General features: G+C 68.3%; 20 protein-coding genes and 1 tRNA gene. 10 read left to right on the plus strand and 11 right to left on the minus strand.

Features of this window, described 5'->3' with window-relative positions; all coding sequences use genetic code 11:
- Position 1: 1 nt before the first annotated feature.
- Positions 2-391 (minus strand): hypothetical protein, encoded by a 390-nt coding sequence (locus tag DM818_RS04155; protein ID WP_153952351.1) that lies wholly within the window; start codon positions 389-391, stop codon positions 2-4.
- Positions 388-540 carry a hypothetical protein gene (locus DM818_RS04160; RefSeq protein ID WP_153952352.1) on the minus strand — a complete coding sequence of 51 codons (153 nt, stop codon included), beginning with the start codon at positions 538-540 and terminating at the stop codon, positions 388-390. The genes DM818_RS04155 and DM818_RS04160 overlap by 4 nt, the downstream gene beginning before the upstream one ends.
- Before the next feature lie 151 nt (positions 541-691).
- On the opposite strand from DM818_RS04160, the gene DM818_RS04165 reads away from it, so the two are divergent.
- Positions 692-1111 carry a DUF2178 domain-containing protein gene (locus DM818_RS04165; protein ID WP_123123777.1) on the plus strand — a complete coding sequence of 140 codons (420 nt, stop codon included), beginning with the start codon at positions 692-694 and terminating at the stop codon, positions 1109-1111.
- Positions 1112-1114: 3 nt separating this feature from the next.
- Positions 1115-1306 carry a helix-turn-helix transcriptional regulator gene (locus tag DM818_RS04170; RefSeq protein WP_123123776.1) on the plus strand — a complete coding sequence of 64 codons (192 nt, stop codon included), beginning with the start codon at positions 1115-1117 and terminating at the stop codon, positions 1304-1306.
- A 5-nt stretch (positions 1307-1311) separates the two neighbouring features.
- Here DM818_RS04170 and DM818_RS04175 read toward each other — a convergent pair whose 3' ends face one another.
- Complete coding sequence (locus DM818_RS04175; protein WP_123123775.1) at positions 1312-2352, minus strand: alcohol dehydrogenase catalytic domain-containing protein; 1041 nt, start codon at positions 2350-2352, stop codon at positions 1312-1314.
- A gap of 103 nt (positions 2353-2455) precedes the next feature.
- Between DM818_RS04175 and DM818_RS04180 the strand changes: the two genes are divergently transcribed.
- Genes DM818_RS04180 through DM818_RS04195 form a run of 4 tightly spaced genes read left to right on the plus strand, consistent with a single transcriptional unit; the run spans position 2456 to position 6960 of the window.
- Positions 2456-3940: a COG1361 S-layer family protein gene (locus DM818_RS04180; protein WP_075937969.1), complete on the plus strand. Its 1485-nt coding sequence runs from the start codon at positions 2456-2458 to the stop codon at positions 3938-3940.
- On the plus strand, positions 3940-4644 hold the full coding sequence (locus tag DM818_RS04185; protein WP_075937968.1) for an ABC transporter ATP-binding protein: 705 nt from the start codon (positions 3940-3942) through the stop codon (positions 4642-4644). The genes DM818_RS04180 and DM818_RS04185 overlap by 1 nt, the downstream gene beginning before the upstream one ends.
- A 1-nt stretch (position 4645) precedes the next feature.
- The gene (locus tag DM818_RS04190; protein WP_075937967.1) at positions 4646-5821 is read left to right on the plus strand and encodes an ABC transporter permease; all 1176 of its coding nucleotides are present in this window, start codon (positions 4646-4648) and stop codon (positions 5819-5821) included.
- A complete protein-coding gene (locus DM818_RS04195; protein WP_153952353.1) occupies positions 5818-6960 on the plus strand; it encodes an ABC transporter permease in 1143 nt (380 codons plus the stop codon). The genes DM818_RS04190 and DM818_RS04195 overlap by 4 nt, the downstream gene beginning before the upstream one ends.
- 13 nt (positions 6961-6973) lie before the next feature.
- On the opposite strand, the gene DM818_RS04200 is transcribed toward DM818_RS04195, so the two are convergent.
- Positions 6974-7102: transfer RNA gene (locus DM818_RS04200), tRNA-Met, on the minus strand.
- 89 nt (positions 7103-7191) lie between these two features.
- On the opposite strand from DM818_RS04200, the gene DM818_RS04205 reads away from it, so the two are divergent.
- Positions 7192-8064, plus strand: a complete 873-nt coding sequence (locus DM818_RS04205) for a DUF7115 domain-containing protein (protein ID WP_123123772.1) — start codon at positions 7192-7194, stop codon at positions 8062-8064.
- Positions 8065-8105: 41 nt separating this feature from the next.
- On the opposite strand, the gene DM818_RS04210 is transcribed toward DM818_RS04205, so the two are convergent.
- Positions 8106-8477, minus strand: coding sequence for a DUF5830 family protein (locus DM818_RS04210; RefSeq protein ID WP_123123771.1), 372 nt, complete (start codon positions 8475-8477; stop codon positions 8106-8108).
- A 57-nt stretch (positions 8478-8534) separates the two neighbouring features.
- Between DM818_RS04210 and DM818_RS04215 the strand changes: the two genes are divergently transcribed.
- Positions 8535-9170 carry a TVP38/TMEM64 family protein gene (locus tag DM818_RS04215; protein ID WP_075937963.1) on the plus strand — a complete coding sequence of 212 codons (636 nt, stop codon included), beginning with the start codon at positions 8535-8537 and terminating at the stop codon, positions 9168-9170.
- On the opposite strand, the gene DM818_RS15325 is transcribed toward DM818_RS04215, so the two are convergent.
- Positions 9160-9276, minus strand: coding sequence for an HVO_2523 family zinc finger protein (locus tag DM818_RS15325; protein ID WP_318257428.1), 117 nt, complete (start codon positions 9274-9276; stop codon positions 9160-9162). The two genes, DM818_RS04215 and DM818_RS15325, sit on opposite strands and share 11 nt — an antisense overlap.
- Before the next feature lie 79 nt (positions 9277-9355).
- On the opposite strand from DM818_RS15325, the gene DM818_RS04220 reads away from it, so the two are divergent.
- The gene (locus DM818_RS04220; RefSeq protein WP_123123770.1) at positions 9356-10807 is read left to right on the plus strand and encodes a molybdopterin-dependent oxidoreductase; all 1452 of its coding nucleotides are present in this window, start codon (positions 9356-9358) and stop codon (positions 10805-10807) included.
- A gap of 6 nt (positions 10808-10813) precedes the next feature.
- Here DM818_RS04220 and DM818_RS04225 read toward each other — a convergent pair whose 3' ends face one another.
- Positions 10814-13954 (minus strand): adenosylcobalamin-dependent ribonucleoside-diphosphate reductase, encoded by a 3141-nt coding sequence (locus tag DM818_RS04225; RefSeq protein ID WP_123123769.1) that lies wholly within the window; start codon positions 13952-13954, stop codon positions 10814-10816.
- A 351-nt stretch (positions 13955-14305) separates the two neighbouring features.
- Here DM818_RS04225 and DM818_RS04230 point away from each other — a divergent pair, with 351 nt between their 5' ends.
- Complete coding sequence (locus tag DM818_RS04230; protein ID WP_075937960.1) at positions 14306-14503, plus strand: hypothetical protein; 198 nt, start codon at positions 14306-14308, stop codon at positions 14501-14503.
- Here DM818_RS04230 and trpG read toward each other — a convergent pair.
- Genes trpG through trpD form a run of 4 tightly spaced genes read right to left on the minus strand, consistent with a single transcriptional unit; the run spans position 14500 to position 18267 of the window.
- Entirely contained in the window at positions 14500-15075 is a 576-nt protein-coding gene (gene trpG / locus DM818_RS04235; RefSeq protein ID WP_075937959.1) for an anthranilate synthase component II, read from the minus strand. The genes DM818_RS04230 and trpG overlap by 4 nt on opposite strands.
- A complete protein-coding gene (trpE, locus tag DM818_RS04240; protein WP_153952354.1) occupies positions 15072-16634 on the minus strand; it encodes an anthranilate synthase component I in 1563 nt (520 codons plus the stop codon). The genes trpG and trpE overlap by 4 nt, the downstream gene beginning before the upstream one ends.
- Positions 16631-17251, minus strand: a complete 621-nt coding sequence (locus DM818_RS04245; RefSeq protein ID WP_075937957.1) for a phosphoribosylanthranilate isomerase — start codon at positions 17249-17251, stop codon at positions 16631-16633. The genes trpE and DM818_RS04245 overlap by 4 nt, the downstream gene beginning before the upstream one ends.
- Positions 17251-18267, minus strand: coding sequence for an anthranilate phosphoribosyltransferase (gene trpD / locus DM818_RS04250; RefSeq protein ID WP_123123766.1), 1017 nt, complete (start codon positions 18265-18267; stop codon positions 17251-17253). The genes DM818_RS04245 and trpD overlap by 1 nt, the downstream gene beginning before the upstream one ends.
- Positions 18268-18358 lie beyond the last annotated feature (91 nt).

Below are 18358 nucleotides of genomic sequence, written 5' to 3' on the forward strand. Positions count from 1 at the left end.
TTCAGAACGCGTCGGTCGTCTCCCGGACGCGGTCGAAGTACGCCGTCTCGCCGTCGGTCGTCCACGCCGCCTCGACGCGCCACTCCGCGGTCAGGGCGTCCTCGGCGTCGGCGATCGCGACGGCACCGAGCGTGTGGTCGCCATCGGGGTGGTGGTCGGCGTACGCGAGCGCAATCGTCCGCGCCTCGGTCCGGAGCCCGTCGGTCGTCGTCGCCGTCGTGAGATACTCCAACTCCCAGCCGCCCCGTTCGGCCGAGAGCGCGCGAACCTCAATGTCGGCGCTCGCGAGGGCACCGCGAAACCGCGACTCCGCGGTGTCGCCACTGGCACAGCCAGCGAGCGACGCGAGCCCGACGCCGCCGAGCACACCCAGAAACCGCCGTCTGGTCACGTCGCGTCGAGTCCCTCCGACAGGTATGCGCTGGCACACGCCGGGCTACAGAACCGACTCTCGAAGTTCATGTGTTCGTGGTGGTGTCGCAGTTCGACCCACTCGCCGGCGGCGGAGATTCGTGTCTCACAGCGAGCACACTGTTGCATCACCCCACTATTCGGGCGACACCGGCAAGTAGGTTCGGGCTACTCGCTTAGACGCGCACCTCATTCTGCCGTCGGAACCGGAGCTTCGGTATGGCGGTAAATTTAATATCGCGTGTAAAGTCTGCTTTACTGTAAAGGAGGCTTTACAGCAATGACAACGAGTCAGACCACACCGAGACTCTCACGGACGACGTACCAGCGGGTCGTCTACGGCATCATCGCGCTCGCCGTCATCGGCCTGTTCGTCGGTATCATCGTCGACAGACCGCTCGTCGGGACCGCCGTCTACCTGGTCGGCGCGTGGGTCGGGGGCGGCTTCGCGTTCCTCGCTCCCCGGCTGAGCAGCGCACAGCTACAGGACGAACGCGACTACGCCCTCCACAACCGCGCGAGCGGGCTTCTGCTCAAAATTATGACCGTCATCACGCTCGCCACGGTGCCGGCGCTGTACGTGCTTGAAGCCGCGGACTACCTGACGATTTCGGGCGCGCTGGGCGGCGCGATTGGGACACTTTCGGCGCTGTTCATCCTGTACGGCGTCTGCTACGGCTTCGTCAAGCGACGTGGGTGAGCGATGGAGAATGACCTCAAACGGCGACGGAGTCGACACGACCTCAGTCAGGCGGCCTTAGGCGAGGCTGTCGGCGTGTCCCGACAGACGATTAACGCCATCGAGCGGGGACGATACGACCCCTCGTTGGAACTCGCCTTCGAGTTGGCCGACCACTTCGACTGCCGCATCGAGGACATCTTCACCCCCGAGTAACCCGCTCAGGTCAGGTCGACGAACACCTTCACGGCCTCGCGTTCGTCCATCGCGGCGTACCCCTCCGGAACCCCGTCGAGGTCGACCGTCTTCGTGAACACCGGCGAGGGGTCGAGCGTCCCCTGCAACACGTCGGCCATCAGCTCCTCGATGTACTCGCGGACGGGCGCGACGCCGCCCTTCAGGGCGATGTTGTCACCGAAGGCAGTCCCGAGGAACTCCGCTTCCTCGATGCCGGCCGGAACGCCGACGTAGCCCACCGTGCCGCCGGGGCGCGCAACGTCGAAGGCCATGTTCATCGACGACTCCATGCCGACCGCCTCGATGACGTGGTTGACGCCGCCGTTCGTCAGTTCGTGGACGCGCTCGACGGCCTCGTCGGCGCGCTCGGTGACGCGGTCGGTCGCCCCGAACTCCTCGGCGATGTCCAGTCGGTTCTCGTGGTGGCCCATCGCGATGATGCGCTCTGCGCCGAGTCGCTTCGCCGCGAGCACGCCACACAGCCCGACGGCACCGTCACCGACGACGGCGACCGTCGAGCCGGCCTCGACGCCGGCGTTGACGGCGGCGTGGTGGCCGGTACACATCACGTCCGTCAGCGGGAGCAGCGATTTCAGCGTCTCGGGGTCGTCGGCGTGGCGGTCGGGGACCTTCACGAGCGTCCCGTCTGCGGTGGGACATTTCACGTACTCGCCCTGCCCGCCGCCGTTTTCCCCGCCCCAGCTGCTCGCGTTCGAACAGGAGGTGTGGAGTCCCTTCCGGCAGAACTCACACTCGCCACAGGAGATGGCGAAGGGAGCGAGGACGCGGTCGCCGGGTTCGAGCGAGACGACGTCCTCGCCGACCTCCTCGACGATACCCATCGGCTCGTGGCCGACGCCCGAGGGGACGTCGCGGTCCTGCTGGCCGCGGTAAAACCACAGGTCCGAGCCGCAGATTGCGGTGTGGGTGACGCGGACGAGTGCGTCCTCCGGGTCGGTGACTTCGGGGCGGTCGACCTCGTCGATGCGGATGTCGCCGGGTCCGTGATAGCGTGCTGCGCGCATACGACACCTGCGACCGGCGGCGGCAAAAAGCCGCGGCTCCGTCGGCTGAACTTCCGTTCAAAAATGTGGAAACGCTTTACCACCCGGCAGTCCACCCTCGGGTATGACGACGCATCGCGCGGTCGCGGCGCTGGTCGTACTGCTCGCCGCGAGCGCGGGAATCCCACCGGCCGCGGGCGCATCGACGACGGCTGCGAACGACGGACTCCTGTATCTGACGACGAGCACCGACCCCGTCCAGCCGACGACGAGCGGGAACTTCACCTTCACCGCTCAGCTCACGAATCCCGACGCGAGCAGGGAGACCTACTCGATTCGCTCCGTCTCGGTGTACGACGGCGACCCCTCCGAGGGCGGTGACCGACTCGACCGCAGGAGCAATCCCGGCCGCGTCGCCCCCGGCGGCGAGACGGACATCCCACTCGACATCGGCTTCGACGAGGCGGGAACCAAGACGCTGTACGTCACCATCGACGCCCGCGCGACGGCCGGCGGCGACCCGCTGACCGTCGAGACGACCACCGCCATCGAGGTGTACGACCCGGCACCGCGCATCGAGGCGAGCGCCGCCGGCACCGTCGCCGGGGAGCCGACCGACCTCACCGTCGGAGTCGCGAACGGGCTCGACGTGCCGGTCAGAGACGTGAACCTCGAACTCGCCGCCGCCGGCGTCGACTTCGACGAGTCCTCGCGCGTTGCCTCGTCGGTCGCCGCCGGCGCGGAACGGGAGTTCACCTTCACCGCCACGCCCGCAGAGTTGGGTGTGGGCGACATCGAGGCGACGCTCTCGTACACGGACGACGACGGCTTCCGGCGGACGACCACCGAAACCCTCGACGTGCGCTTCCGCTCGCCCGACCTCGCGGGAAGCATCGACGTGGGCGGGACGATCGACCCCGCCTTCCCGGGCGCGGAGACCACCCTCTCCGTGAACGTCACGAACGGGCTGGACCAGCAGGTCAGACAGATTGCCGTCGAGGCGGCCGGTGAGGGCGTCGAGTTCCGCACCGACCGCCGCGTCGGGACCCAACTCGCCAGCGGGGAGGGCCGGACCTTCACGTTCCCCGTGACCCGCGATTCGACCGGCGCGCAGTCGTTCGACGTGACCGTCACCTACACGACGGCAAACGGCGTCGAGCGCCAGACCGACCGCACGCTACGGACGCGCTTCACCGAGCCGGCCAACCCCGCTGAAATCTCACTCACCGGCGTCGAGGCGGTCGCACGCGGCGGTGAACTCGAACTGTCGGCGACGGCGAGTAATCTGGGCGGCGGTCCCGCGAGCTCGGTCGTCGTCGACGTCGGCGGCGAGAACGTCTCCGCGAGCGAGTACTTCGTCGGCAGCGTCGACGGGAGCGACTTCGCCGCGTTCACACTCACCACCGGCGTCAGCGGCGACGTGTCGACGGTCCCCGTCACCGTGAGCTACGACGTGGGCGACACCGAGCGCTCGTACACGCAGGACGTACCCGTCCAGACGGTCGAGACGGTCGAGGAGTCGGGCGGCGGCGGCTTCCCGATACTGCTCGTCGGGCTGGTGGTCGCCGCGCTGGTCGTGGGTGGCGTCCTCATCCGCCGGCGGAACTGATGGCCCACCCGGTCGGCTACGTCCCCGAGGACGCGGTCATCGAGGGCCACGACGTGGTGAAGGAGTATCGCACCGGCGACCAGGTGGTGCGGGCGCTGAAGGGGATTGATTTCGGCATCGCATCGGGCGAGTCCGTCGCGGTCGTCGGTCCCTCCGGCTCCGGCAAATCGACGCTGTTGAATCTGCTCGGCCTACTCGACGTGCCGACCAGCGGCTCCGTCACGCTGTACGGCGAGGAGACCGCCGAGTTCTCCGAGGCCGAACGCACGCAAAAGCGCAAGGAGGTCATCGGCTTCGTCTTCCAGAGCTTCTTCCTGATTCCGACGCTGACGGCGCGGGAAAACGTCGAGATGCCGCGGCTGCTCGACCGGACGCCGAAGCGCACCCGCGAGCGCGCGACCGAACTGCTCGAACGCGTCGGGCTCGGCGACCGACTCGACCACTACCCCGACGAGCTATCGGGCGGCCAGAAACAGCGCGTCGCCGTCGCCCGCTCGCTCATCAACGACCCGGCGCTCGTCCTCGCTGACGAGCCGACGGGCAACCTCGACCGCAAGACCGGCGACCAGATTCTCGACCTGTTCGACGAGCTACGCGAGACCGAGGACGTGGCGGTCGTGACGGTGACCCACGACGACTACGTCGCCGACGCCGCAGACCGGGTCGTCCGGCTCATCGACGGGACGCTGCGCGAGGGTGAGTGAGATGTTCGACCGGCTGGCCGCTCGATTTCCCGTGCTCCTGCTCGCGCGCCGGAACCTCGCCCGGTCGCGCGACCTGACGGTGCTCGCGGTGTTGGCGGTCGTCATCGGCGTCGTCGCCATCGGGGGTATCGGGCTGGGCGGCGAGGCGTTCAAACAGGACCAGCTTTCGGCGTTCGAAGGGTTCGGCGGCACGGCGACGGCCGACCCGATCGACTACGAGGGCGAACCGCCGAGCGAGCGCGGCTTCGGCGACGACGACATCGACCGGATGCGGCAGGCCGCCGGGAGCGCGACGGTGCTCCCGGTGGTCTCGCCCGGCGGCTCGACCGTCCAGACGGCCAGCGGCGACATCGCGGTTACCGCGCAGGTGAACGGTATCGAGGACCCGCGCGCATTCTACGACGCACAGACCGGCGAGATACCGGCGAACTGGCGGCGCAGCGTCGTCGTCGGCGCACGCATCGCCGACACGAACGACATCGCGGTGGGCGACCGCATCACCGTCTCGGTCCCCGGCGCGTTCACGCGCGCGTTCACCGTCGACGCGATACTGGAAGCGCAGGGCTTTGCCGACCCGCTCAGCGCCGACCAGACCGTCTTCGTCCCGCTGGCGCAGTTCGGCGAGCCGCGGTACGATTCGGCCGTCGTGCGCGTCCCCACGACCGCCGGCGACATCGACGCCGTCGCCGAAAACATCGAGGCGGCGCTCAACGTCCGGCGACAGGAGGTGTCGGTCTCACCCGTCCAGAACCAGCGCGCGCAGTTCGAACAGCTGTTCGGCACGATCAATCAGTTCCTCGCGGGCGTCGGCGCGCTGTCGCTGCTCGTGGCGGCCGTCACCATCGCGAACACGCAGCTGATGAGCGCGCTCGAACGCGAGGGCGAACTCGGCGTGATGCGGGCGGTCGGCTATCCGAAGCTGGCGGTCGTGCGCCTGCTCGTCGCCGAATCCGCGGCCCTCGGCGTCGTGGGCGCGGCCGTCGGCATCCCGCTGGCGCTCGCCATCGGCCTGGTGGTCAACGCCCTGCTCGTGGGGGATCCGCTGGCGTTCACGGCGACGGGGCTAACCTACGTCGCCGTCGGTGCCGTGTTCGGCATCCTGACGGCGCTCGTCGCCGGTATCTACCCCGCATGGCGGACGGCGAACAAACGACCCGTGGAGGCGTTCCAGGGATGAGTTTCCTCCATCGCCTGCTCGGTCGGGTACCCTCTCTCCTCATCGCCCGCCGGAACGTCACCCGCGCGAAGGTGCGGTCCGGGCTCGCCGTCGCGGCTATCGTCATCGGCGTCGTCGCCATCGGCGCAATCGGGGCCGGCGGCGCGGCGTTCAAACAGAGCCAGCTCGCGACGCTCGACGACCAGGGCGCGACCAACGTGTTCGTCCTCCCGGGCGTCGACAGACAGGAGCGCACCTTCGACCAGACCGACCTCCAGCGCATCGAGGAGACGGTCGCGCCCGCGGGCGTCGTCGCCACCCGGTCGGGCGGCGGTGAGCTACGCACTCGCGACGGAACGGAGCCGGTGTCGATAACGTATCTCTCCGCCCCGAGGCTCATCTACACCGTAGAGGCGGGAGCGATACCCCCCGACTGGCGGCGGGGCGCAGTCGTCTCGACGACCATCGCCGAGGAGTACAGCATCGACCCCGGCGACCGGATTCACCTGACGCGCCGCGGCGAGGTTGGCGTCCACCGGGTCGAGGCGCTCGTCTCCGGTGGCGGCTTCGGCGGACAGAGCATTCTGCTGCCGCTCGAACTCACCGGCGAGCGACGCTACGACCAGCTTCGCGTGACGACCCAGTCGGTCGACCGCGCGGAGGCCGTCGCGGCCACGCTCCGCGAGGAGTTCAACGGCCGGAAAGACACCTTGCTGGTGGTCGAACTCACGTCGCTGGTCCGGCTGTTGCGCTCTATCGTCAACGGTATCAACCTGTTCTTGGCCGGGCTGGCGGCCATCTCGCTGCTCGTCGCCGGCGTCTCCATCGCCTCGACGATGTTGATGGCCGTCATCCGCCGGCGACAGGAAATCGGCGTGCTCCGGGCGGTCGGCTACGGGCGCAGAGACATCGTCCGCGTGCTCGTCGTCGAGGCGGCGCTGCTGGGAGCCATCGGAACGGTAATCGGGCTGACCATCGCCGTGCTCGTGACGATGGTCGCGAACGCGCTGTTTCTCGGAAATCCGGTCGCCTTCGCCGGCGAGTCGCTGTTGTATCTCGGGGCCGCGGCGCTGTTCGGTATCGGTATCAGTCTCGTCGCGGGCGTCTACCCGGCGTGGCGGGCGGCGAACGACCGGCCGGTCGAGGCGCTGCGCGGGTGAGCGGAACAGAGAATGGCCGGGGTGGGCTCCGAACCCACGATCTCCGCATGTCCCAGGTGTCGGATAGGCATCCGACGGGGAGGCGGGAAGCCGACTCGTAACCCTATGAGTGCGGCGCTATGTCCAGCTAAGCCACCCGGCCTACCACCGCGTAGCCAAGTGAGAGACTTGAAGCTGTCTATCCAATCTGTTCCCCTGCGGATTTATGCCGCGTGCCGGAAACACACGGGCATGGACGTTCCCTCGCTCGTCGCCGACCGGCTCGACGGCGACTCGGTCCGCACGCGCGTCGACTTGGGCGGCGACGACGCCGTCTTCGTGACCGCCGACCAGACCCTCGTCTACCGGGCCGAAGGGCTCCTCTCTGACGAGTCCGTCTCCGCGTATCCACACGACGTGGAACGGCTCGACCTGACGACCGGCCGCAAGAGCACCTTCGAGTTGACGTACGTCGACGCCGCCGGCAAGTTCGCCGTGCCGAGCGACCGCACCGACGCGGTGCTCGCGCCGCTGCTCGAGGGCGTGCTCGCCACGACCGGCGTGGTCGACTCGGGCGAGTCAGTCCGGGCGACCTACCGATTTTCGGAGCTCACGCTCGTCGTCACGGACGCGCGTCTGCTCAAACACGTCGGCAGCGCGGTGTGGGACAGCGACTTCGAGTCGTACGCGTTCGACGCGGTGACCGACCTCGAGACCGAGGCGGGCAACGTCGCGAGCCAGCTCGTCGTGACCGTCGACGGCCGCCCGCAGCGCGTGAAGGTCCCCTCCGAGGAGGCCGACGCGGTCGCCCACACCGTCGAGAGCGCGCTGCTCGCCTTCCACGGCGTCGACAGTATCGCCGAACTCGCGACCGGCGAACCGGAGCCCGAATCCGAGCCGGAGACGTTCGAGGACCAGAACCTCGACACCCTCGTCTCCGACACGGAGGCGACCATCGACCGCGTCGCGAGCGGCGACACCGAGTCGCTCGACGTATCGAAGGCGAACGCGCTGACGGAACGGCTCGCCTCGCTGGAGGAGACGGTCGAACAGCAGACCGAACTGCTCGAACAACAGCAGGAGACGATCGAAACGTTGGTGGAGGAACTGCGTCGCGGCCGCTGAAACGCACGCGACGGAGGAACTGCGTCGCGGCCGCTGAAGCGTTACTCTCTGCCCGTCACCTTCCGAATACACGAGGAGCCGAACGGCCCGTGTTCGCCGGCCTCGAGGTTCATGAAGTATCCCGTCGAGATGGAGGCCCCACACCGCCGGCAGGTGAACTCACCCTCCTTCGTGACCACCTCGGCCTCGAAGGAGAGAAACGACGAGCGGTTCGGCCGGACGACGCCGTCCTCGCGCTCGATGATACCGCGCATCTCCGCTGTGTCGAGAATCTCGCGAACGAGCGCCGGGTCGGTGGTGACCGTCTCGATGCGGTCCATCGTCTCGGCAAGCGTCAACTCGGCGTGTTCGAGCCGTTCGAGCAGCTGCAAGCCGAGTTCGATAATGTCCTCGTCGTCCGAATCGCCGCGCACACCGAGGGCAGGCGACCGGATGACAAAGCGTTTGCCACAGCGGGAAAAGCCTGAGGCGTGCACCCCGTCGCCCGGAGACAGGCTGCCGGCGTCGCGACGCTCGCGCTCGTGGCGGGAGTCGCGACGGTCACGCTCTCGCCGGCCGGAGTCGCGCGGGCACTGACGGCGCTCGCCGACCGACCGCTCCTGTTCGTCGGCGTGGTGGCCGTGGCGTATCTGCTTCGGTTTCTCGCGGCGTGGCCCATCAGCGCCTTCTCCGCCGTCGTCGGCTTCGCGCTCGGGCCGCGGGGGGTGCCGCTCGCGCTCGCGGGCGCGGTCGTGACCTGTCTGCCGCCGTATCTGCTGGCCGGCCGGTTCGACCAGCGCGGGCCGCTCGGCACGCTCGCCGACCACGGCGACCGCTACTTCACCGCGACCGGTGGACTTCGGGGTGTCGTCGCCGCGCGACTCGCGCCCCTACCGGCGGACGCGGTCTCTTACACCGCCGGGCTGTCGGGCGTCTCGCTTCCGGCGTACGCGCTCGGAACCGCACTCGGTGAACTCCCGTGGGTGACGGCCGCGGTGCTCGTCGGTGCGAGTGCAGAGCAGGTGACGACGGAGGGGATGACGGGTGAGCCGACGCTGGTCGTCGGTGCCGTGGCGCTGGCGGCGTTGCTGCTTGCCGGGCCGGCGTACCGCGCGCTCAGAGGGTGAACGGGTCCGAACAGTCGGTGATGACGCCGTGTTGCGGACAGACGTACTTGCAGTGGCGCTTGAACAGCGCGGCCTCACAGCGGGGACACGCCGGTGGCTCTGCCATACCCTCGTTCACACCGCCGCGGGCATGAATCCTCCCGTCCGTGGACAACGACTTTGCCCGTCGCGTCCCTCGTGTGCGTATGTCACGCCGCCGCGAACGGGGGATACAGGCGGTCGCTGCTGGCGTCGCCGGCGTCGCCGGAAGCTACGCGGTCGGCGGCTTCACGCCCGGGTTCGTCCCCGCGACCATCGCCACGGCCATCACGCGCCACTCGCCGGACGCCGTCATCCGGTTTGCCATCACCGTCCTCGGCGACCTCGGCCGGCAGTTGGCCGTCGTCGCCGGCTTTCTCCTCGCCGTCGCGCTGTTCGCGGGAATCGCCGGCGGCGCACTCGCCGTCGGCCGTCGACTCGACGCCGACCCGCTCGCGGTGCCACTCGCCGGCGGGGGTATCTTCGCCGCGACGACGACACTCGGGAGTGGCGCGGGCGCGGCACTCGCGGCCGCAGTCGCCGCGATACTCCCGCTGGCGGTCCCGCCGCTTACAGCGCGGGTGCCGAGCGAACGCGTCTCGCCCGCGCGCCGGCGCACCCTCGGGACGGTGGGGTCGGCGCTCGCGACCGTCTGGGTCGGCATCGAGTCCGGCGTGCTCAGCGGGCCGGCGCTTCCGAGCCGGGCCGTCAGCGACCCCGCAGTCCGCGACCGACTCGACGAGGCCGAAGCGAAATCGCTCGACGTATCTGGACTGGAACCGCTCGTCAGCACCGACTTCTACCGCGTCGACGCCAGCATCGCCGCGCCACAGACCACCCGCGCCGAGTGGTCGCTGTCGGTTACCGGTGAGGTCGAAAACGAACTCGACCTCGATTTCGCGACCGTGACCGAAATGGACAGCGAAGAGCGGTTCGTCACCCTCCGGTGTGTCGGCGACGGGCTGGACGACGAGAAGATGGACACCGCCCTCTGGACCGTCGTGCCGGTCTCAGAGATTCTGGACCACGCGGGCGTCACCGACGCCGGAAGCCACGTCATGCTCCGGGCGGCGGACGACTACTATCAGGAGTTTCCGGTCGAAGTGCTCGATTCCGCGGTGTTGGCCTACCGGATGAACGGCCGGCCGCTGCCCCGCGGCCACGGCTTCCCCGTGCGCGCGCTCGTCCCCGGCCACTGGGGAGAAATCAACGTCAAGTGGCTCGAGGAAATCGAAATCCTCGACCGCGAGGCCGAAGGCTACTGGGAAAAACGCGGCTGGCACGGCACCGGCCCGGTCCACACGGTCGCGAAGATCGAGACGACGAGCCGCGAGGGAGCCACGCAGACCGTCGCCGGCCACGCCTACGCCGGGACGCGCGGCATCTCCGCGGTCGAGGTGTCGACCGACGGCGGCGAGACGTGGAGCGAGGCGACCCTCTCGGAGCCGCTGCCGGGCGATGACGTGTGGCGACAGTGGGCCTTCGAGTACGAACCGTCGGGGAGCCACGAGGTAGTCGCTCGCGCTCGCGAGGCTGACGGCACACTCCAACCGGAAGAACGAACGGAACCGTATCCCAGCGGCGCGACGGGCTGGGACACCGAAGAAATCGAACGCTAGCTCAGTCTAACACTCGGACCAGCCGCAGGACTGACACGTCTTACAGCCCTCGTTCATCGCCAGCGACATCGCCCCGCACTCGGGACACTCCGGCGACTCGCCGGCCGCGAGCAGCGAGTCCGTGGCGTCGTCGCTCGCCAGACTCTCGCTGGTCGGCTCGCCGAGCGCGTTCGCGCCGCCGTCCGTCTCCGGCGTCGGCTCCGGCTCACGGTTCGGGTCGGTCTCCGTGGCGTCGGCCGCCTCGGAGAGCCGCTGCTGTTGTGGGTACGGCTTGTCGATGTCGTCGTCGAGATAGCGCTGGAGCGCGGTGCCGATGGCGTCCGGGATGGAGTTCACCTGCTCGCCCTTGTCCCACGCGACCTTCGGCGAGCGGATGCCGCGCAGTTCGCTCGCGATCTCGTCGGGCGCGACGCCCGACCGGAGTGCGGTGGAGATGGTCTTCGCGAGCGCCTCGGTGAAGCTCGCCGTGAAGCCACCGGAGTTGCCGATAGTCGCGAACAGCTCGAACGGCCGCTCGCGCTCGGTGTCCTCGTTGATGGTGACGTAGAGCTTCCCGTAGCCGGTGTCGATGCGCTGGGTCACGCCGTGGAGCAGGTCCGGGCGGCTCTGCTTTTCCGCGTAGGCGTGCTCGGAAACCTCGAAGCTGAACAGCTCCTCGGGGTCGGTGTCGAGCGTCGCCGCGACCTCCTCGTGGCTGAGGAAATCATCCAGTCCGCCGAAGATTTTCTCGATGCGGTCGATGATGACCGGAGCGGCCTCCTCGGGGTCCATGTCCTCGGAGAACTCCGTGTTCTCCGCACGGGTGGTGAGCACCTGCTTCGAGCGGGTGCCGTCGCGGTAGACGGTGACGCCCTTGCCGCCGTTCTCGTAGATGTAGCGGAACACCTCGTCCATATCCTCCGGCGTCGCGGAGTTCGGGAAGTTACACGTCTTCGAGATGGCCGAGTCGACGCCCACCTGACAGGCACACTGCACGGCGGCGTGCTCGATACCCGAGAGGTCGGAGGTGACGACGAACAGCTCGCCGATGGGGTTCGGCACGGTGTCGAGCCCTTCGACGCCGTCGAACTCGTTGGTCGCCATCTGCTCTTGGGCCTCCTGTTTCACGGCCTCGACGTCGATGTCGTTGGCCTCCAGCGTGCGCAGGAAGTAGTCGTCGAACTCGACGAGCATCTCGTCGCCCTGCACGTCGTCGGAGACGTTCTTGTAGTAGGCGACGTTGTAAATCGGCTCACAGCCGCCGGTCGTGTTGCCGACCATCGAGGTCGTGCCGGTCGGCGCGATGGTGGTCGTGTTGTGGTTGCGAATCGGGTAGCCGTCGGCCCAGTCGTCGGCCGACTCGCCGGTCTGGTTCTCGAACCAGTCGCGGTACTCGGTCGGGTTCGCGTACTTGGAGTCGTCCCAGTCGTCGAAGGAGCCGCGCTCCGTCGCGAGCTCGTGAGAGGCGGCCTTCGAGCCGTGGTTGATGCGCTGCATGACCTGGCGGGCGACCTCGTTGCCCTCGTCGCTGCCGTAGCGGATGCCGAGTTGGACGTACAGCTGGGCGAGTCCCATGACGCCAAGCCCGATTTTCCGCATCTCGCGGACCTTCTGTTCGATTTTCTCGACTGGGAAGTCCGACATCGTGACGACGTTTTCGAGGAAGCGCGTGCCGGTCTCGATGCGGTCGTCGAACTCCTCGGTGTCGAGGGCCTCGCTTAGGAACCGCTCGACGCCCTCCTCCAGTGTGTCGAACTCGTTGTTCTGCGACCAGACGCGCCAGTCCGGTGCGCCGTTAGCCGCGAGCGTGGAGAGGTTGATGTGGCCGAGGTTGCAGGCCTCGTACTCCTCGAGCGGCTGTTCGCCACACGGGTTCGTCGCGAGAATCCGGTGGTCCGGGTGCTCCTCCACGTCGAAGGAGTGCTCCTTGTTGATGCGTTCGAGGAAGACCACGCCCGGCTCGCCGTTCTCGTGGGAGCCGTCGACGATGCGCTCCCAGACGAGGTTCGGGTCGATGGAGAACGGCTCGCCCACCTCGACCTCGTCGCCGAGCCCGTAGCGGGAGTACATCTCCTTGGTCTCCTCGCTGGCGATGTGCGGCTCGCCCGTGCGGGGGTTCGTGAACGTGAACTCCTCGCCGGAGTCGAGCGCGTCCATGAAGTCGTCCGTCACGCCGACGGAGATGTTGAAGTTCGAGAGGTGGCCCTCGACGGCGTTGCGCAGGTGTTTCGGCACCTTGCCGTCGTCGTCGATGAGCCCGCGCGCCTCCTCCAGCGCCTCCGAGAACGTCGTGTACGTGTAGTCGTCGGGGTCGTTGAGCCGGAGACAGTGGGCGAGGCTCACGTCCTTGTTCTTGGCGTGGATGAACTCGATGACGTCCGGGTGCGAGACGCGCATGACGCCCATCTGGGCACCGCGGCGTGCACCGCCCTGGGCGATGGTCTCACACATCTGGTCGAACGTCCGCATGAACGTGATCGGCCCGGAGGCGATGCCCCCGGTGGAGCCGACCGCGTCACCGTACGGCCGGAGCCGCCAGAAGGCGTACCCCATGCCGCCGCCCGACTGGAACACCTCGGCGGCCTCCTTGGCCGTCTGGTGGATGTCCGTCAGGTCGTCCTCCGGCGAGTCGACGAAACACGCCGACAGCTGCTGGAGCTCGTCGCCGGCGTTCATCAGCGTCGGCGAGTTCGGGATGAAGGAGAGCCGCTCCATCACGTTCTGGAACTCCTCGCGTTTGTCCTGGACGTGGGCGCGAACGCCGTCCGGGAGTTCGGGAACGATGGTGTCGTACGCGAACTTGTTGACGTTGTAGACGGAGAGTTCGGTCTCGGCGTCGGCGTCGGCGGTCGTGCCGGCACCGAACACCTCGGCAGCGAGTTCATCGCGACGCGGGTGGTCGGGCTTGAGCTGGTCGGGCGTGACGGTCACGTCGACGCCGCGCTTGTCGGCCTCGAAGACGGCCTCCGCGAGCGCGATGTTCTTCGCGACGCGGGCAAAGAGGTCCTCCTGGCTCTCGACGAGCTCGCCGTCCTGGTTCTGGCGGAGGTACCGCGCGGGGAGAATATTGTGGTAGGCGTTCGCAGTGAGTCGGTCTTCGAGCGTCTCACCGTCGGTGCGTTTGATCGGCAGTTCGAGGTCGTCCGCAGAGAGGTCCGTTCCGGACATTATCGGCCCTCTGTCTGTGTGGCGTGGATGGTCATGTTCATGTGGAGATTCCGTGGCGTCATTCGTGACGATGCGTGCTTCCGTGGCAGGCCAAATTAACCCTTTGGCGCGGCGGAACGCCCGCCGAGCTACTGGTCGTTGTTGACACTGCTCGTGGTGGATGGGTCGCTCCTCGTGTGGAACGCGTGGTACGTATCTCAGTGGTCGCCCCACCCACATAAGGCTACGCACCGCGGAGTGAAACTGGACAGCTCGACACGAAATCGGGGTGTCGTCGTGCGGTTTCCCACTCGAACGTCAGGGGGGTCGTGGTGCCCACAAGCTTTTGCGACCGCGGGATGAGACGCAGGTATGAACGCCGTACTGCCAGCGCTCCAGGCGATACCGGAACTAACCCCCGTCTCCATCGGCACCACCATCGTCGTCGTCCTGCTCGCTATCTTCGCCGCCCGACTCCTGTTTTCGATTGCGATTCGGGTGGCAGTCGTGGCGGCCATCGTCGCCGGCCTGCTGTGGTACTTCGGGCTGTTCCAGCTGCTCCCCTTCTAGAGCGTCGCGAGGAAGTTGTCGATGATGTCGTGGCCGACGCCCGTCAGCACCGACTCAGGGTGGAACTGGACCGCCTCAAGTGGGAACGACTCGTGGCGAATCCCCATCACGAGCGCGTCCTCGTCGGCCGTGCGCGCCGTCACGTCGAACGCCGCGGGCACCTCAGTCGCGATGAGGGAGTGATACCGGCCGGCCTGGAACCCCTGTTCGAGCCCGACGAAGACGCCCTCGCCGTCGTGGTCGATCGGCGAGGCCTTCCCGTGGACCGGTTCGGGCGCGCGCCCGACCGTGCCGCCGTACTCGTAGGCCGCGGCCTCCAGTCCGAGACACACACCGAGCGTCGGCACCTCGGGCGAAAGCTCCGTGAGCACGTCCGCCGAGACGCCCACGTCGCGGTCGTGTTTCGGGTGGCCCGGTCCCGGCGAGATGATGATGCCCTCGGGGTCGTGGCTCCGCACGGCATCGAGGGAGGCGATGTTCTTCTCGACGGCCACGTCGATGCCGTGTTGGCTGACGTACTCCACGAGGTTGTACGTGAACGAGTCGTAGTTGTCGACGATGACGACGGTCATGGTTCCTCCGTGATGGCGTCGAGCGCATCGAGCACGCCGCCCATCTTCTTTTCAGTCTCCTCGTACTCGCGTTCGGGGTCGGAGTCGGCGACGATACCCGCGCCGGCCTGCACGGTAATGCGGTCCTCCTCGCCGGCGGTGTCGACCGTCGCCGTCCGGATGACGATGGCGAAGTCCGCGTCGCCAGACCACGAGTAGTAGCCGACGCCTCCGCCGTACAACCCTCGGGGCGTGCGTTCGAGGTCGTCGATAATCTCCATCGCGCGCACCTTCGGCGCACCAGAAAGCGTCCCGGCGGGGAACGCCGCGCGCGTCGCGTCGAACGCGTCCGAGTCGGCGGCGAGCGTCCCCGTCACCGTCGACTCGATGTGCTGGACGTGCGAGTACTTCAACACGTTCATGAACTCATCGACGCGGACGCTGCCGGCCTCGCTCACCCGGCGTACGTCGTTGCGCGCGAGGTCCACGAGCATCGTGTGCTCGGCCCGCTCCTTCCCGTCGGCGAGCATCTCGCCGGCGAGCCGGCGGTCCTCGACGGGCGAGGAGCCGCGGGCGCAGGTGCCGGCAATCGGGTTGGCCATCACCTCGGTGCCGCGCACGGAGACGAGCGTCTCGGGCGACGCCCCGACCACGGTTCGGTCACCGTAGCCGAGCAGGTACATGTACGGCGAGGGGTTCACCTCGCGGAGCGCACGATAGAAGCCGAGCGGGTCGACCTCGCCGGTCCGTTCGCGGGTGCGCGAGATGACGCCCTGATAGATGTCGCCGTCGAGGACGTGCTCTTTCGCGCGGTCGACCGCGTCCTCGTACTCCGGCTGTGGCCCGGCGGTCTCACCGGTCTGCGTGAAGCCGCCGGTCTCCGGCGGGTCGGCGCGCGCGAGCAGGTCCTCGACGCGTTCGACCTCGCTTGCGAGGGCGTCGTACACCCGTCCCGCGTCGGACTCGTCGACGACCGGCGTGCAGACCAGCGAGAGGGTGTCGGCCTCGTCGTCGAAGACGAGCGTCTTCGTGTTGAGGACGAACTGCGCGTCCGGAAACGCCGTGTCGGGACGGTCGACGCCCACCTCGTCGAGCCAGAGGTCGTAGACGGCTTCGTACGCGAGAAAGCCGACCAGCCCGCCGTCGAGGTGGCGGCGACCGCTCGCGTCGAAGTTCTCGCGAGGAAGGTCCGGCAGCGCAGACCGGAGGGCGTCGATGCAGTCGCCGTCGGCGTCGGGCGCGAGCAGCCCGTCGTAACGGTCGTCGAAGGTCGCCACGTCGGCACCGTCGGGACCGACCGTGACGACGCCGGCGGGGTCGTAGCCGACGAAGGAGTAGCGGGCGTGGCGGTCGGTGTCGTCGGTCGAGAACGCGCCGTCCGGGTCCGAGGAGGCGACCTTCTGGGCCGACTCCAGCAGGAACGAGTAGTCCGCGCGGTCGGCGTCTGTCGTCCGGCCGACGAGGGCGGCGTACGCCGACAGCGGCTCCACGTCGGCGTCGATGGGTGCGTCCAGTCGGACGACGGTCGGCTCCGTGCCGGCGAGGTCGACGAACTGCTCGCGCGTGGTGTCGAAGCTCATGCGCGGTGTGCTCGTTCGACGAACGCCTCGACGGCGTCGGGGTCCTTCTCGCCCGGCGCGGCCTCCACGCCCGACGCCACGTCGACGGCGTACGGCCGGACGGTCTCGATTGCCTCGACGACGTTGTCTGGGGTCAGCCCGCCCGCGAGGATGAGGGGCCGGTCGAGGTCGGCGGTCGCGTCGCGCGTCGCCGCCCAGTCGTGGGTCTCGCCGGTGCCGCCCCCGCCGCCTTCGCTCGGGGTATCGACCAACAGCGCGTCGCCCAGGTTCTTGTACTCGGGAATCTCGTCGGGCGAGATAGCAGGGAAGACGGGGCCGCGGAAGCTCTCGATGACGACCGACAGCGAGCCGGGGTCGAGTCCGTGAAGCTGAACGGCGTCCACCTGTACGAGGTCGGCGAGCGTGATCGCCTGTGCGGCGTTGTCGGGCATCGTGACGAGCGTCGTCGTGACGAACGGCGGGACGCTCGCCTCCAGGCTCGCTGCCTTCTCCGCGGAGATTTCACGCGGCGAGTCCACGTCCACGTCGACGATGAAGCCGACCGCGTCCGCGCCGGCCTCGACGGCCGCCGCTACGTCCGCCTCGGAGGTGAGTCCACACACCTTCGCGCGCACCATCAGAGGCTCACCTCGCCCCCGGCGAGGGTATCGAGCGTCTCGCCCGCAGCGCCCGAGTCGATTGCCTCGCGCGCCTGCTCGACACCGGCCGCGAGCGACTCGGCCTCGCCGGCGACGTAGATGGCCGCGCCGGCGTTCGCGAGAATGATGTCGCGTTTCGGACCGTCGAGCTCCCCGGTGACGATACCCCGGAGGTCTGCGGCGTTCTCCGTCGGCGTACCGCCCGCGATCTCCTCGACCGGGGCGCGGTCGAGTCCGAGGTCGTCGGGCGTGACGGTGTACTCCTCGATGTCCCCGTCGCGGAGTTCGGCGGCGGCGGTGTCGTCGTGGAGCGCAATCTCGTCCATCCCGGAGCCGTGGACGACGAGCGCGCGGTCGACGCCCACGCGGTCGAGCGCTCGCGCGACCACGGGCACGAGGTCGGGGTCGTAGACGCCGACGACCTGTGCGTCCGCGTCGGCGGGATTGGTCAGCGGCCCGAGGACGTTGAAAATCGTCCGGATGCCGAGTTCGCGCCGCGGCCCGATGACGGCCTTCATCGCGGGGTGGAACGCCGGCGCGTGCATGTAGCCGATGCCGTCGCGCTCGATGCGCTCCTCGACGGCGTCGGGGCTCGAATCCAGGTCGACGCCGAGCTCCGCGAGCACGTCGGAACTCCCCGAGGAGGAGGAGACGGAGTAGTTGCCGTGTTTCGCGACCGTGACGCCCGCGCCCGCGGTCACGATGGTCGCAGTCGTGGAGACGTTGATGGTGTCGTAGTCGTCACCGCCCGTGCCGCAGGTGTCGACCAGCGGCCGGCGGTCGGGGTCGATGGTGTTGGCGACCTCGCGCATCCCCTCGGCGAAGCCCGCAATCTCGGCTTCGGTCTCTCCCTTGGCGCGCAGCGCCGCGAGCAGCGCGCCGATTTGTGCCTCGGTCGCGTCCTCGAAGACGAGCCGTGCGGCGGTTCGCGCCTCCGCCTGCGTCAGGTCCTCCCCGTCCGTCACCCGTTCGAGGTACTGTGTCATATCCGTCATAATGTTCGATACTGTGTTGTAGTGTACAAGTCTGTACATTCGTAAAAGCGTGTCGGAGCCACGGAGTTGGCGATTCGAAACCTTCAATTGT

It is taken from the genome of Halosegnis longus (assembly GCF_009663395.1).
GTDB lineage: Archaea > Halobacteriota > Halobacteria > Halobacteriales > Haloarculaceae > Halosegnis > Halosegnis longus.